The sequence below is a fragment of the Streptomyces sp. P1-3 genome (assembly GCF_050613155.1).
Classification (GTDB): domain Bacteria; phylum Actinomycetota; class Actinomycetes; order Streptomycetales; family Streptomycetaceae; genus Streptomyces.
The window spans coordinates 4342937-4356665 of the sequence record NZ_CP192512.1 but is presented as its reverse complement, the minus strand read 5'-3'; the positions used below and the strand labels follow the sequence as shown (position 1 = coordinate 4356665).

General features: G+C 74.0%; 9 protein-coding genes and 1 pseudogene. 5 read left to right on the top strand and 5 right to left on the bottom strand.

Translation table 11 applies throughout. The features are described from left to right. Positions 1-26: 26 nt before the first annotated feature. Positions 27-1496 (bottom strand): NCS2 family permease, encoded by a 1470-nt coding sequence (locus ACQUSR_RS18790; RefSeq protein ID WP_431043726.1) that lies wholly within the window; start codon positions 1494-1496, stop codon positions 27-29. Between the two features lie 156 nt (positions 1497-1652). Between ACQUSR_RS18790 and ACQUSR_RS18785 the strand changes: the two genes are divergently transcribed. Then, positions 1653-1940, top strand: coding sequence for a DUF2530 domain-containing protein (locus tag ACQUSR_RS18785; protein WP_431043725.1), 288 nt, complete (start codon positions 1653-1655; stop codon positions 1938-1940). Between the two features lie 22 nt (positions 1941-1962). Here ACQUSR_RS18785 and ACQUSR_RS18780 read toward each other — a convergent pair whose 3' ends face one another. Beyond that, on the bottom strand, positions 1963-2730 hold the full coding sequence (locus ACQUSR_RS18780; RefSeq protein ID WP_431043724.1) for a calcium-binding protein: 768 nt from the start codon (positions 2728-2730) through the stop codon (positions 1963-1965). A 197-nt stretch (positions 2731-2927) separates the two neighbouring features. Here ACQUSR_RS18780 and ACQUSR_RS18775 point away from each other — a divergent pair, with 197 nt between their 5' ends. Continuing rightward, complete coding sequence (locus ACQUSR_RS18775; RefSeq protein ID WP_431043723.1) at positions 2928-3746, top strand: SAM-dependent methyltransferase; 819 nt, start codon at positions 2928-2930, stop codon at positions 3744-3746. Between the two features lie 116 nt (positions 3747-3862). Here ACQUSR_RS18775 and ACQUSR_RS18770 read toward each other — a convergent pair whose 3' ends face one another. The 3 genes from ACQUSR_RS18770 to ACQUSR_RS18760 all read right to left on the bottom strand — a co-directional run bounded on the left by ACQUSR_RS18770 (position 3863) and on the right by ACQUSR_RS18760 (position 9751). Next, entirely contained in the window at positions 3863-4594 is a 732-nt protein-coding gene (locus ACQUSR_RS18770; protein ID WP_431043722.1) for a Clp protease N-terminal domain-containing protein, read from the bottom strand. Between the two features lie 85 nt (positions 4595-4679). After that, positions 4680-8120 carry a sacsin N-terminal ATP-binding-like domain-containing protein gene (locus ACQUSR_RS18765; RefSeq protein WP_431047679.1) on the bottom strand — a complete coding sequence of 1147 codons (3441 nt, stop codon included), beginning with the start codon at positions 8118-8120 and terminating at the stop codon, positions 4680-4682. A 716-nt stretch (positions 8121-8836) separates the two neighbouring features. Next, positions 8837-9751 (bottom strand): DUF3027 domain-containing protein, encoded by a 915-nt coding sequence (locus ACQUSR_RS18760; protein WP_431043721.1) that lies wholly within the window; start codon positions 9749-9751, stop codon positions 8837-8839. Positions 9752-10254: 503 nt separating this feature from the next. Between ACQUSR_RS18760 and ACQUSR_RS18755 the strand changes: the two genes are divergently transcribed. The 3 genes and pseudogenes from ACQUSR_RS18755 to ACQUSR_RS18745 form a co-directional block, all read left to right on the top strand. Next, positions 10255-11736, top strand: coding sequence for an MFS transporter (locus tag ACQUSR_RS18755; protein WP_431043720.1), 1482 nt, complete (start codon positions 10255-10257; stop codon positions 11734-11736). 26 nt (positions 11737-11762) lie between these two features. Continuing rightward, positions 11763-12278: a hypothetical protein gene (locus ACQUSR_RS18750; protein ID WP_431043719.1), complete on the top strand. Its 516-nt coding sequence runs from the start codon at positions 11763-11765 to the stop codon at positions 12276-12278. A 715-nt stretch (positions 12279-12993) separates the two neighbouring features. Then, a pseudogene (locus ACQUSR_RS18745) lies at positions 12994-13599 on the top strand (futalosine hydrolase); the annotation flags it as partial. Positions 13600-13729 lie beyond the last annotated feature (130 nt).

Below are 13729 nucleotides of genomic sequence, written 5' to 3'. Positions count from 1 at the left end.
CCTCAGCCGCCGCCGAGCCCCCCGTCTCAGCTGACGCCGAGCACCTGCTCGATCGGGTCGAGGAGGAAGTAGACGAGGAAGCACAGCCCCACGGCGCCCAGCAGCCACGGGATCTCCCGCGTCCGCTTGGCCGCGACGCGCAGCAGGATGAACGACAGCACGCCGATGCCGATGCCGTTGGTGATGCTGTAGGTGAACGGCATGGAGATCAGCGTCAGGAACGCCGGGACCGCGATCGTGGAGTCGCGCCAGTCGATCTCGGTGACGTTCGACGCCATGATCAGGAAGCCCACGACGATCAGCGCCGGGGTCGCGGCCTGCGACGGAACCACCTTGGCCAGCGGCGTGAAGACCAGCGCGAGCAGGAAGAGGCCGCCGGTCACCAGGTTCGCCAGTCCGGTACGGGCGCCCTCGCCGACGCCCGCCGTGGACTCCACGAAGCAGGTGTTGGCGGACGCCGAGCCGAGCCCGCCGCCCGCGACCGCGATGCCGTCGACCATCAGGATGCGCCCCATGCCGGGCATCTGACCCTTCTCGTCGTCCATCAGCCCCGCCTCCTCGCCGACGCCGATGATGGTGCCCATCGCGTCGAAGAAGCCGGACAGCAGCACGGTGAACACGAACAGGCAGCCGGTGAGGACACCGACCTCGTCGAAGCCGCCGAACAGGCTGATGTCGCCGATCAGCCCGAAGTCCGGGGTGTCCACGACCTTGTCCGGGACCCGGGGCACGCTCAGCCCCCAGGCCGCGTCCGGGATGGCGGCGATGGTGTTGACGATGATCGCCGTGAACGCGGTCACGGTGATGCCGATGAGGATCGCGCCGCGTGTCTTGCGGACCACCAGGATGAACGTGAGCGCCAGGCCGAGTACGAAGATCAGCACCGGCCAGCCCTGGAGCCGGCCCTCGATCCCCAGACCCATGGGCACGGTGGTGTGCGCGGTGTCCGGGTTGCGGGTCACGAAGCCGGAGTCGACCAGGCCGATGAGCGCGATGAACAGGCCGATGCCGATCGCGATGGCGCGCCGCAGCCCGCCGGGGATCGCGTCCATCACACGCTGCCGCAGACCGGAGGCGACCAGGATCATGAGCACCAGGCCCGCGAGGACCACCATGCCCATCGCGTCCGGCCAGCTCATCTTGGGGGCGAGCTGGAGGGCGACGACGGCGTTGATGCCGAGCCCGGCGGCGAGCGCGATCGGGACGTTGCCGATGACGCCCATGAGGATCGTCGTCAGACCCGCCATCAGGGCGGTGGCGGTGACGAGCTGGCCGTTGTCCAGCTGGTGCCCGTACTTGTCCTCACCGGCGCCGAGGATGATCGGGTTGAGCACGATGATGTAGGCCATCGCGAAGAACGTGGCCAGGCCGCCGCGGATCTCCCGGGCGACCGAGGAGCCCCGCGCGGTGATCTGGAAGAACCGGTCCAGACCGGTGAGGGACGATGCCGGGGGCGGCTGTGGGGCGTCGACCGGAGCCGGGGCCGATGGGGACATGGGGATGACCTCAGTGGTGCGCGGGCATAAATAAACGGGCCGCTTTGGACATTCATACGAGATCATCCAGTCGGACCCGGGCCGGTTCAGTATGAATGCATAACGCAAAGATCGCTATCTCCGCGCGTAGACGCAAACGGCCCTTAAGCTGTGCGCATGACGAAGTGGACCCCCAAGCACGAGGCGCCGGAGCCCTTGGAGGGCAATGTCGTCGCCACCATCACCGGCGGCACGATCGTGTGGTTCGTCCTCTTCCTCGTCCAGCTCCCCTTCTACGGATGGTTCGACGACCACGACCACCTGTGGTGGCTGTGGACGTGCCTGGCCGGCGGGGGGCTGGGGCTGGTGGGCGTCTGGTACGTACGCAGGCGGGACGCGGCGATCCGCCGGGCCGCCGCCGACGCGGCGGCGACCCAGGACACGGCACCCGGCACCGCGGGCTGACCGCGCGCCTTACTGCACGTCCCTACTGCACGTCGACGAAGTCGCCGGCGGCCTTGGACGGGGCGGTCGTGGACATCCCGGCGTAGCTGTAGCGCCAGTAGCCGTCGGCGGCCGCGGTGACGGTGGTCTTCAAAGCGCCGCCGGTGGTGGACGTCACCGTCTTGACCGTGGTGTAGGTGTCGGTGCCCTTCTTACGGAACTGCAACTGCACCGGCTGGTCCTTGTGGCCCACGTACGCGTGCGTCCTCCAGTCGGCGCGGGTGAGCGTGCCGGTGACCGTGATGGGCTTGCCCTTCCGCACCGGCTCCGGCGAGGCGTTGGCGGTCAGCTTCGAGTACCGCTGGACCTTGAAGGAGCCGACCTTCTCGCTGCTGTAGAAGTCGCCGTCATTGGCGTCCGCCCACGCGTTGACGTACCACGTGCCCGCCGGGCTGTTGTCGTAGAAGTCCGCCCGCGGGTCCATCGTGAAAGCCGCCGAGCAGGTCGAGGTGGCGGCGTCCACCTGGGCGCAGGTCACCGGCGAGCTGGGCTGGGCGAACCCGAACTCCGGGCCGGACACGCCGAAGGAGCTGAGTCCCTTGATGCCGGAGTCGTCCGTGGCCGTCACCGAGACGGTGAAGGTCTTGGCGGCGGTGGTGCCGATCACGACCGGCTTGCCGCCGTTGACGACGACCTTGGTGATCGCCGTGTCGCCGTAGCCGTCCGCCTGAGCCGCCGGAGCGGCCAGGCCGACCGCCGCGGCCGCGGCGACGGAGGCGGTGAACACGGCGACGGTGGTGCGCTTGCGCATCTATCCCCCCACAGGATCAGAAGGCTCCGCCCGCGCCGTGCGCGCATGGCCGCGGCAGAGCCGGAAGTGGACAGAGCATAAGATCTTCACGTTCTGTTCACAAGTCCTCCAGCCGTTCTCACGGGCGCGTTGTGCCCCTGCCACCAAGGGAGTTGGCCTCCCCGCACCATCGGGCAACCGCCAAGTAACCTGAACGCATGACCGGTTACAGCTTCCGCGCGGACGAGATCGACACCAGCAGGCCGCACTCGGCCCGGATGTACGACTACTACCTCGGGGGCAAGACCCACTACGAGATCGACGCGAAGGCCGCCGAAGGCGTCATGGCCGCGTGGCCGGGCGTCCAGATGTGGGCCCGCACCAACCGGGCGTTCATGCACCGCGCCACGCGCTGGCTCGCCGCCGAGGCCGGGATCCGCCAGTTCCTCGACCTCGGCACCGGCATCCCCACCGAGCCCAACCTGCACCAGATCGCGCAGGGCGTGACCCCGGAGGCGCGGATCGTCTACGTCGACCACGACCCGATCGTGCTGACCTACGCGGACGCGCTGCTGAACAGCACCCCCGAGGGCCGCACGGTGTTCATCCACGCCGACGTCGCGCGGCCGGAGTCCATCCTCGACTCCCCGGTGCTGCGGGACACCCTCGACCTGACCGAGCCGGTCGGACTCTCCCTCAACGCGCTGATGCACTTCTTCCCCGACGAGGCCAACCCGCACGGCATCGTCCAGCACCTCCTCGACGCCCTCGCCCCCGGCAGCTACCTCGCCCTCAGCCACGGCGTCCCGGACCCCGACTCACAGGTCCGGGACACCGTCACCGAGCTGTACCGCAGGAGCGGCATGACGGTCGTGGGCCGCAGCAAGAACCAGGTGGCGCGCTTCTTCGACGGCCTCGAACTCATCGAACCGGGCGTGGAGATGGCTCACCGCTGGCGCCCGGAACCGGACACCGACCCGGCGGATCTGGCCCGCACGAAGGTGTCGCTGTACGTGGGAGTGGCCCGCAAGCCGTGAGGCCTCCAGCCGGTGGCCACCCGCCTGCGCACGCCCTGACGGGCTCCGGCCGGTGACCACCCGCCGCGCACGCCCCTGGCGGGCTCCGGCAGGCGGCCACCCGCCACGACCACGGGCTACGAATCACCCGGCAGCATCGCCGCGAGGGCCCTGGTGAGCTCGGCTTCGGCCGCCGCCTTGTCGATCCCGAGGCCGGTGAGCACCCCCGCGCCCCCCTCGAACTCCAGCAGCGCGAGCAGGATGTGCTCCGTCCCGACGTAGTTGTGCCCCATCCGCAGGGCCTCCCGGAACGTCAGCTCCAGTACCTTCTTCGCGCCCGCGTCGTACGGCACCAGCGCGGGCACCTCGCCGCCGCCCGGCGGCAGCGCCGCGGTCGCGGCCTCGCGGACGGCGTCCAGCGCCACGCCCTGCATGAGCAGCAACTTCGCGGCGAGCCCCTCCCGTTCGCCGAGCAGCCCCAGCACCAGATGCGCGGGCCGCACCTCGTCGTGCCCTGCCGAGTGGGCTTCGTTGTGCGCGACCATCAGCACGTTCTTCGCCCGCGGGGTGTACCGGCTGAACCCCTGACCCGGGTCCAGATCCGACACCTCCCCGCCCTTGGGCACGAACCGCTTCTGAGCCGCCTGCCTGGTGACCCCCATGCTCTTGCCGATGTCCGTCCACGAAGCACCGGAGCGCCGCGCCTGATCCACGAAGTGGCCGATCAGGTGGTCAGCCACCTCCCCGAGGCGTTCCGCGGCGATGACCGCGTCGGACAGCTGGTCGAGAGCGTCGGTGTGAACCTTCTTGATGGCCTCGATCAGGTCATCGAGCCGGACCTGATACGTCATGCCGACTGGATTCGTCATAACGCAACCCTAGGTTGACACCCCTGTGAGCGTCAACCCTTGGTTGACACTCCGATCGACCCGCCCGAGCTCCGGGCTCCGGACGTCAGTCGAACCAGCGGGCCTGCGCCAGCTCCTCCGTCCGGGTCAGGTCCTCCAGCAGCGCCGCCGCCTCGAAGCGGCGGTGCCACTGGCCCGCCGCCCAGGCCAGGCCCGCCGCCACGCCCTCCAGGGTGGCCGCGTGCAGGGCCCCGTCCGGGGTGCGGCGCCAGTCCAGCTCCACGCCCTCGACGACCAGTTCGTCGTGCTCCATGTACGTCTCGGGGGCACCCGGAAGCAGGATCCGTACCGCGCCCGGGACCTGGCGCGGTTCGCCGCCGGCCGGCGCCTCGGAGGCCGCGTACAGCTCGCTCAGGCGCCGCACCTGGAACAGGTCCGCCAGGTCCGCCGCGCGCGCGGGGGGTACCGGCAGCAGGGCGCGGCCCGTCGCCAGCGGGATCAGGTCCGGGGTGTCCGCGACGACCGCCTCGGCCGCGTCCACGACCCGCACCTCCCCGTCGACCACCGCCCGAAGGTCGTCCGGCAGGGTGACCTGCTCCGGGTCCAGGTCCGCCAGCAGGCCGTGGATCGCGTGCAGCTGGGCCGCCGTGACCTCGCGGTCGGGATCGGCCAGCCGGGCCAGGAGCTCCGCCGCGCCGCCGGGTTCGTCCAGCAGCGCCGCGACCGAGGTCCGCACGCCCAGCGCGCGCAGCACCTGCTCGTCTTCGAAGCCGGTGGCGTCCGCCTCCTCGTACAGGCCCTCCAGCAGCGGGTCGCCGCCCGCCGCGCGCAGGCCCGCCGGGCGGCGGCCGTCCAGCACCGGATGGCCGCGCAGCCACCACGCGGTGTACGGGCGGACCGTCTCCGCCGTGCCGTCCGGCAGCAGGATCCGCACCGGCGCGGTCAGCGCGTCGCGCAGCGGGGGCTTGGCGAGCATCGCCAGGGCCCGCGGCCAGGCGTCGTCCGCGACCAGCTCCAGGTCGCGGACGGCGACGATCTCCGTGGCGACAGGGGGTACGGGGCTCTCCGGCAGGCGGTCCAGCACGTCCTCGCACCACACGTCGACCGCGTCGAGCAGGCCCGCGTCGTCGGGCTCGGCGAAGTCGCCTTCCCTGGGCTCCAGTTCGTCCGGGTCCAGGACGACGTCCGTGGCCCGTACGAGCGTGAACCCGGCCAGCACGCCCACGGCCGTCAGCGGCTGCTCGCCCCACCGCTCGGCCAGCTCGGGGTCGCAGGAGGGGAGTTCACCCTCGTGGATGACGGCCTCGAAGTCGCTGCCGGGGAAGACGAGCTCGCCCGCCGGGGTCGGCTCGCCGTCCTCGTCGGGAAGCGCCAGTGCCGCCAGCCACGGCTCGTCGCCGGGGGCCAGGCGCGCGTCACGCGCCAGGCCGAGGATCGTCTCGGCCAGTTCGTAGGTGTCCAGGCTCCCCATGTCGTCGTCCCCGTCGTACCAGTGCTCGTCGTCGAGAGAGCCGGCGACGGCGGCCCGGACCTGGGGGGTGGTCAGCACCGCGCGCGGGGTCGCCGGTGTGGCACCGAGCTTCTCCAGCAGCGGGTGCGCGGCGTCGGGGTGCGCGACCTTGAGACCGAGGCGGGCGAGGGTGCGGTGGCGGGCCGCGATGTCGCCGCCGGGCGCGCCGTCGCCGGACGCGCCCTCCTCGGGCTTCCGGTACGGGGCGTCCTCGTACGCGGCATCCCCGTACCCGGTGTCCCCGTACGCGGCGCCCTCGTACGGGGTGTCCTGGTGCGGGATGTCCTCGTACGGGGCCGTCTTCCCCGCCGTCTGACCGGCGCTCATCAGCTCGCCGCTCTCGCCGGGCAGCGGCAGCAGCACCTGCCGGGGCCCGATCGTCGTACGCCTGTCGGCGAGCGGCACCGGCAGGCCGCTGAGCCGGTCGGGGTCCGTGCCCGCCAGCGAGTCGTACAGCCGCCACCACCACGCGGGCGCGCGCTCCACCCCCGCGAGCCGGTCGATCAGCTCGCCGAGCGGCACCCGCGCCACGTCCAGCGCCCGCAGCTCCGCGCGGCGTTCGAGCCCGGCGGGCAGCAGCCCGGGGAACAGCTCGGCCAGGACCTGCACGGTCTCGGCCCCCGCACCCTCCACGATCTCCGCGTCCATCGGCCGCAGCGCGTACGGCTCGCCGCCGGGGCCGCCGCCGAACGCGGCGGAACCGAGCGCTGCGGAGTCGAGGTCCACGGAGTCGTCCCACGTCGCCTCACGGGCCTCCGCGGACGTCTCGCCGCCGGAGGGCTCCGCCGGGGCCGCCGCGCTCGGCAGGAACGGCACGCGCGGCAGCAGCTCCAGGACGCGGGTGCGCAGCCGCGCGTCCAGCTCGCCCCGGCCCAGCGGGCCGGGTACGAGGTCGACCGTGCCGACGCCGACGGGGTGCCAGCCGCGCAGCAGCGCCGCGTACGCCTCGGCCGCGCGCTCCAGCAGGAAGTCCGTGAGCGGGCCGGGCGCGGCGTGCCGGCGGGTCGGTTCGAGCGGGAAGGACGCGATGAGCAGGGCGGGCAGGCCCAGCGGCTCGTCGGTGGGGGTCGGCGCGTGGACCACGGGCGCGGTGCCGGGGCGTACCGGCGCGCCCTCGTCGTCCACCGGCACCGCCCAGGTCACCGACCACGCGGGACGCAGCCGCTCCTCCACCGGGCGGTCCTTGAGCAGCTCGGCGTCCAGCCGGCCGCCCGCGTGCTCGGTGCGCCAGCGGGTGGCGCCGCGCGCGTCCGCGGTGTCCTCGATGACGGCGTACGGGCCGTCCTCGCGCCGCCGCAGGGTCCGTACGCCCCCGGGCGTGTCGACCACGACCTCCGTCAGGCCCGGGAGGGTCAGCAGCAGCGCGTCGTCGATCCCGGCCAGCAGCCGCACGGCCACGTCCTCGGCCGCGCCGTCCCGCAGCGGCAGCACCACGACCGTGTCGTACCCCTCGGGGGCGGCCCCCTCGGCGGGCAGCGGCAGCCGCAGCAGCGGTACGTGACCGTCCCGGCGGCGCAGTTCGTCGGCGAGGCCGGGGCTGGCGTCCGCGGCGGTACGGGCCAACTCGCGCGCCTCGGTGAGGGACCAGCGCACGCCTCCGGTACGGCCGACGACGGCGGGCTCGTCGCTGACGGCCAGGACAGCCGCGAAGCCGACGCCGAAGCGGCCGACGGCGTGGCCGCCCGCCTGCGCCTCGTCGCGCTTGGCGGAGGCGCGCAGGGTGGCCAGCGACTCGACGCCGTGGGCGTCCAGCGGAGCGCCGGTGTTGGCGGCGGCGAGCACGGCGGGGGCGGTGCCGTCGGCGGGGTGCAGGGTGAGCCGCAGCCGGCCGGGGACCCCGGCGCGGGCGGCGGCGTCGGAGGCGTTCTGGGCCAGCTCGACCACGAGCCGGTCGCGGTAGCCGCCGAGCGCCAGGTCCTCCTCGGCGTTGGCGTCCTCCCGGAAGCGGGCGGGCGACGCGGCCCAGGCGTCCAGCACGCCGCGCCGAAGCCGGGCGGTGCCGAACGGGTCCGCGCCCTCGGTCACGCCTCGCACCATCGCCGTGCTGCTCACGTTCGCCTCCGGGTTCCTGGTCAATGGCTCCGGCCCGCGCGGACCGTCCGGGCAAAGTATTGCCTGCGGCAGGGGGGCGCTTCTGGGGGTCCCCCTTGGGGCAGAGCCCCCAGCCCCCGGCGTACCCCCTCCACCGGCCAGGCTCCCGCCCCCGTCGCGGGAGGGCGTCGTCCCCCGAAGAGCTGACTGACCGCCACCAAGCCCGCCGCCGCGGGGCACCGCCGCAGCGTGCGGTCGCGAGGAGGCGGCGCGCGGGGCCGCGCGGACACAACCGGAAAGCACCGGGCGCGCGGGTGCCGTCCTCCGGGCTTTACACGCCGCGGCCCTACGGGCTGCTGCGGGCATGCCGAACGACGGCAGCGGGCGACGGACGCCGCCCGGTGCCGGCCGACCGCAAAGGCTCCGATCACGCGGCACCCGGCCGCACAGGCGCACACCGGTGACCGCTCGCGCGGCACCGCCCGGTCGGCGGCCCGACCGGCACGGTCGGGGGAGCCAGGGCACCGGAGGCGCGGCGCGGCCAGGGGCCGGGCAGCACAGCCACCCGACCTCAGGGCCGGGGCACCAGCCAGCGCAAGCTCAGGGCCAGGGAACCGCGGCCACCGCGACCTCAGGGGCCAGGGCGCCGAAGGCGCGGCGCGGCCGGGGGCCAGCGCCGCGGCCACCGCGACGTCGGGGCCGGGGCACCGGCCGCCGCGAGGTCAGGAGTGGCCGAGTTCCTCGGCTGGTGCGTCCGGCTCCACCGAGCCGCCCGTACGGTCCGGGTGCAGCGCCATCGGCTCCACGACCGTCTCGTCGATCACCGGGGGCGCCGGCCGCGGCGGCTTCGGCATGATCGCCGCCTCCGAGTGGGCGCCGCAGCCGTACGTCAGCGACACCACCCGGCCGTCCGCCGGGCTGAACTCGTTCGCGCACACCCCGAACGCCTGCTTCAGCGACCCGCTGAGCGGCATCAGGAAGCCGCAGGTCACGCAGGAGGCGGGGGCGGCCTGTGCCATCGGGGTCTTGGCGCCGTACGAGTCGTCCCAGCGGTCGGCGGCCGTGTGCAGCCCGTAGCGGGACAGGACCCGCGCGCGCCGCATGCCCAGTTCCTCGGCGACCGCCGCGATGCTGCCGCGCGCGGGCACGGTCGCCTGGGCGGCCGGCGAACCGGCCGTCACCTCGGCGTCCTCGACGTCCGCGACGTCCGCGATCTGCGCCATCTCCTCGGAGACCACGGCGTTCGGCGGCGCGGCGTCCACGCCCGTATAGCCCGGTTCCAGGCGCAGGTCCTCGGCCTCGGTGGGCAGCAGGTCGCCCGGGCCCAGGTCGCCGGGGCGCAGCCGCTCGCTCCAGGGCACCCACTCCGGCGCGAGCAGCGCGTCCGGGCCGGGCAGCAGCACCGTCTCATCGAGGGTGACGACCTTGGCGCGGGAGGCGCGGGCGACCGTCACGGCCCAGCGCCAGCCCCGATAGCCGGGCTCTTCGCACTCGAAAAGGTGTGTGACGACGCGGTCGGCGTCGGCGACGGCGACGACATGCTCGCCGACCGTCCCGGGGAGTGCGGCTTCCTCGGCCGCCTCGCGGGCGAGATCGACGGCCTCGGCGCACAGGCGGTCCGGGGTACGGCTTCGCATCGCAGCACTCACAAGAATCGATTCTCTCCTACGCCGTCTCACGAGTGCGCCAACCGAGCGGCGGGACGGCGGACGGAGCGGACCTGAGGACCGCGTCGACGTCCGCGCCTGATCGGCCTCGGGCGCACCTTGTACTCCCCATTCTGCGGGACAGCGACTCGGTGCGTGGCCAAGAACGACCGCCAGTGGCGCGTTAGGCACGCTACCTTGTCAGGCCCGGTCCCCCTACCCCCGTCCCTACCCACCTCGATCACGAATCCGCCTCGGAGCGCGAAACTCCCCCGGACTCCCCCGTACCGGCTCACGTCGGCGCCGGCCAGGCGGCACCATGGTCAGATGAGTCGGGTGAGTCGGATTCGGGCAGAGGATCGGGCGAAGGACCGGGTGAACGACCGGTGAAGGACCGGCTGGAGGACGGGCTGGAGGACGGCGCGAAGGGCCGGACACAGTCCTGGGCGAGCCGAACAATGGGCCGAACGGTGGGCCGAACGATGGGACGGCCGATGGGCCGGAGGACAAGCCGGAAGACGGGCCGGGTGGCGGGCCGGAGCGAGGGCGCCGACTCCGGTACCGCCGCGCTGTCCCCGGACTGGGGCCGCAAGGGATGGGTCCGCAGGACCGGCCGCGCCCTGCGGCACCCGTTCGCCGCGGCCGCCCGCGGCATCCGCCGCGCCACGCACGCGCACGGCGCGGGCGAATCCGGCCTGAGCAAGCTCATCGAGCTGCACGCCGTGAACTCCGCGGGCGACATGATGGTCACCATCGCGCTCGCCTCGACGGTCTTCTTCTCCGTACCGACCGACGAGGCGCGCGGGCGGGTGGCGCTCTACCTGGCCATCACCATGGCGCCGTTCGCCCTGCTGGCGCCGGTCGTCGGCCCGCTGCTGGACCGGCTTCCGCACGGCCGCCGCGCGGCGATGGCCACCGCGATGCTCAGCCGGGCGGTGCTGGCGCTGGGCATGTCGACGGCCGTGGCGGGCGGCGGTCTTGAGCTGTATCCGGCGGCGCTCGGCGTCCTGGTGGCGTCCAAGGCGTACGGGGTGGTGCGGTCGGCGGTCGTCCCCAGGCTGCTGCCGCCCCGCTTCTCCCTGGTCAAGGCCAACTCGCGGGTGACGCTGGCCGGGCTGCTGGCCACCGGTATCGCCGCGCCGGCGGGGGCGGGGCTGCATCAGATCGGGCCGGAGTGGCCGCTGTACGGGGCGTGCGCGGTGTTCACCGCCGGAACGTTCCTGTCCTTCACGCTCCCCCACAAGGTCGACTCCGCGAAGGGCGAGGCGCGGGTCCAGTTGACCTCCGGCGAGCACCATCTGCACCTGCCGCATCCGGCGCACCGGTCCGGGACGGGCAAGGAGACCAGCAGCGAGGCGGCGCCGCCCAAGCCCCGGCGCCCCGGGCTGCGGACGGTCGGCCCGTCCGTCCTGCACGCGCTCCAGGCGATCGCGTCCCTGAAGGCGCTGTCCGGATTCCTCACCCTCTTCCTCGCCTTCCTGCTCCGTGAGCATCCGCTGGCGGGGCTGAGCCCCGAGGTGTCCCTGGGCGTGGTCGTGGTCGCGGCCGGCGTCGGCAACGCGCTGGGTACGGCCGTCGGGGCGGGGCTGAAGGCGCGCGGCCCGGAGCGCATCATCGTCGTCGTGCTGACCGGGGCCCTGGCCGTGCTGGTGTCGGCCGCCGTCCTGTACTCCACGGTGCTGGTGGCCGCGGTCGCCGCGACGGCCGGCATCTCGCAGGCGCTGGGCAAGCTGTCGCTGGACGCGCTGATCCAGCGGGACGTGCCCGAGGTCGTCCGCACGTCGGCGTTCTCCCGCTCCGAGACAACCCTCCAGCTGGCGTGGGTGGCGGGCGGCGCGATCGGCATCATGCTGCCGCTCAACGGCGTCGTGGGCATGGCCGTCGCCGCCGGGCTCATCGCGCTGGGCGTGGTGGCGACCGTACGGGGGCTGCTCTCGGCCGCCCGGCGCGGCTCGCCGCACCCCCGCGTGGCGTGACGGGACAGGCCCGATAGCCTGCCCGCATGACCGCTGCGTTGATTTCCCGGGGCAAGGGCCGCCGTGCCGCTGTCGCCGCCGGTGCCGTGACCCTGGGGCTCCTCGGCCTCACCGCCTGTGACAAGCCCACCCCGATCGCGACGGTAACGGTCGGCTCGCACTCCGAGAGCTCCGAGGCGACCAAGGGCTGCCACGGAGACGGCAAGGAGCTGTCCCAGAAGGACATCCGCACCTGCCTGAACAAGGAGACCGGCGAGACGATCTCGGTGGAGTCGGGCGAGAAGGTCCGCATCGGCGTGGACCCGGAGATCGCCGACTCGGGCTGGGTGCTCATCGCGGCGGGCCCGGTGATGAACGAGCCGTCGAAGAGCACCTACCGCACGTTCGACGGCGACGCGCTCTTCGAGCAGAAGAACGAGATGGGCCAGCCCCTCCCGCCGAAGGACGAGATCACGATCGCGATCGTGGAACTCGGCAAGGGCAAGGGCTCGAACCAGGGCGTCAAGGCCATGTGGCACTTCAAGCTCAAGCGGGAGTCCTGACGGACGGTCGTCCGCGCCCGCACCGGGCGCGGGCTGTGAGCGCGACGCGACGTGCCGGACGGAGCGGGAGCGCGGCGCGACGTACCGGACCGGGCAGGGGCGCGACGCGACGCAGCGGGGGCGCGACGCTACGTGCCGGGCACAGCGTGGGCGCGGTGTGGCGTGCCGGGCACAGCGTGAGCGCGACACGGCGTGCCGGACCGGGCGGGGGCGCCTGCGGGGCGCGTGACGTCCGCGGGGGCCGAGCCGCCGGAGCACATCGCGGTGGGGCCCGTTGATGCGGGCCGGCGCGCGGGTACTCGTCGTCACCGCCGTCGCCGCGGAGAGCGACGCGGTCGTCCGCGGTCTGGTCGGCGCGCACCCGGGCGAAGCCGTTTCGACGCGCGGCGCCGCGCTGCCCGGGTACGGGCCGGACCGGCTGGTCCGTGTCGCGCTCGGTTCGTCCGCGGGCCGGGCCGACCACGGTGACCGCCAGGCGTCCGCGAGCGCCGCTCGCCTCCCGGACGCCGGCCCCGGTGGGCACGTACCGCCCCCCACGTCCGACGGCGCTCCCGGCCCCGGTCAGCCCGCGTCGGCGGGCGCCGACCAGTTGTCGTGCGGCCGAGCCGAGGCCAGGTCAGATCAGCCCGCGCCCGCGGGCGCCGACCAGTTGTCGTGCGGCCGAGCCGAAGCCGGGTCAGGTCAGCCCGCGCCCGCGGACGTCGACCGCGCTGCCGTGTGCTTCGGCGGCGTCCGGGTCGACGTGCTCGCCGCGGGTGTCGGGCCCGCGGCCGCCGGGGCCGCGGCCGGGGCCGCGTTGGCCGTCGCCGCCGTCCGGGAGGAGCCGTACGACCTCGTCGTGTCGGCCGGGATCGGCGGCGGGTTCCACCCCGAGGGAAGTGGGACCGGTGCACGGGTCGGGGAGCTCGTCGTCGCCGACGCCATCGTCGCCGCCGACCTCGGCGCCGAGACGCCCGACGGCTTCGCCTCCGTCACCGACCTTGGCTTCGGGACCGTGGCGCATCGGCCGCCCGCCGCGCTCGTACGGGCCGTCTCCAGGGCCACCGGCGCCTTGCGCGGGACGGTGCTGACCGTCTCCACGGTGACCGGCAGCGCCGCGCGGGCGACCGCGCTGCGGACCCGGTATCCCAGCGCCGCGGCCGAGGCCATGGAGGGCTTCGGCGTGGCCGAGGCCGCCGCCGCGCACGGCGTGCCCGTACTGGAGATCCGCGCCGTCTCCAACCCCGTCGGCCCGCGCGACCGCGCCGCCTGGCGGATCGGTGAGGCGCTGGACGCCCTGCGGCTCGCCTTCCAGCGGCTGGCGGCCCTGCCGCTGCCCTGGCCCGAGCGTGTTCCGGGACCGGATCCCGGTACACCGGATCCCGGTACGCGGTCCGACCGCGGTCCGCGGCCCGCACGTCATCCGCGGTCCGACCCCGCTCCGCACCCCGAGCCCGCACCGCCGCACGCAC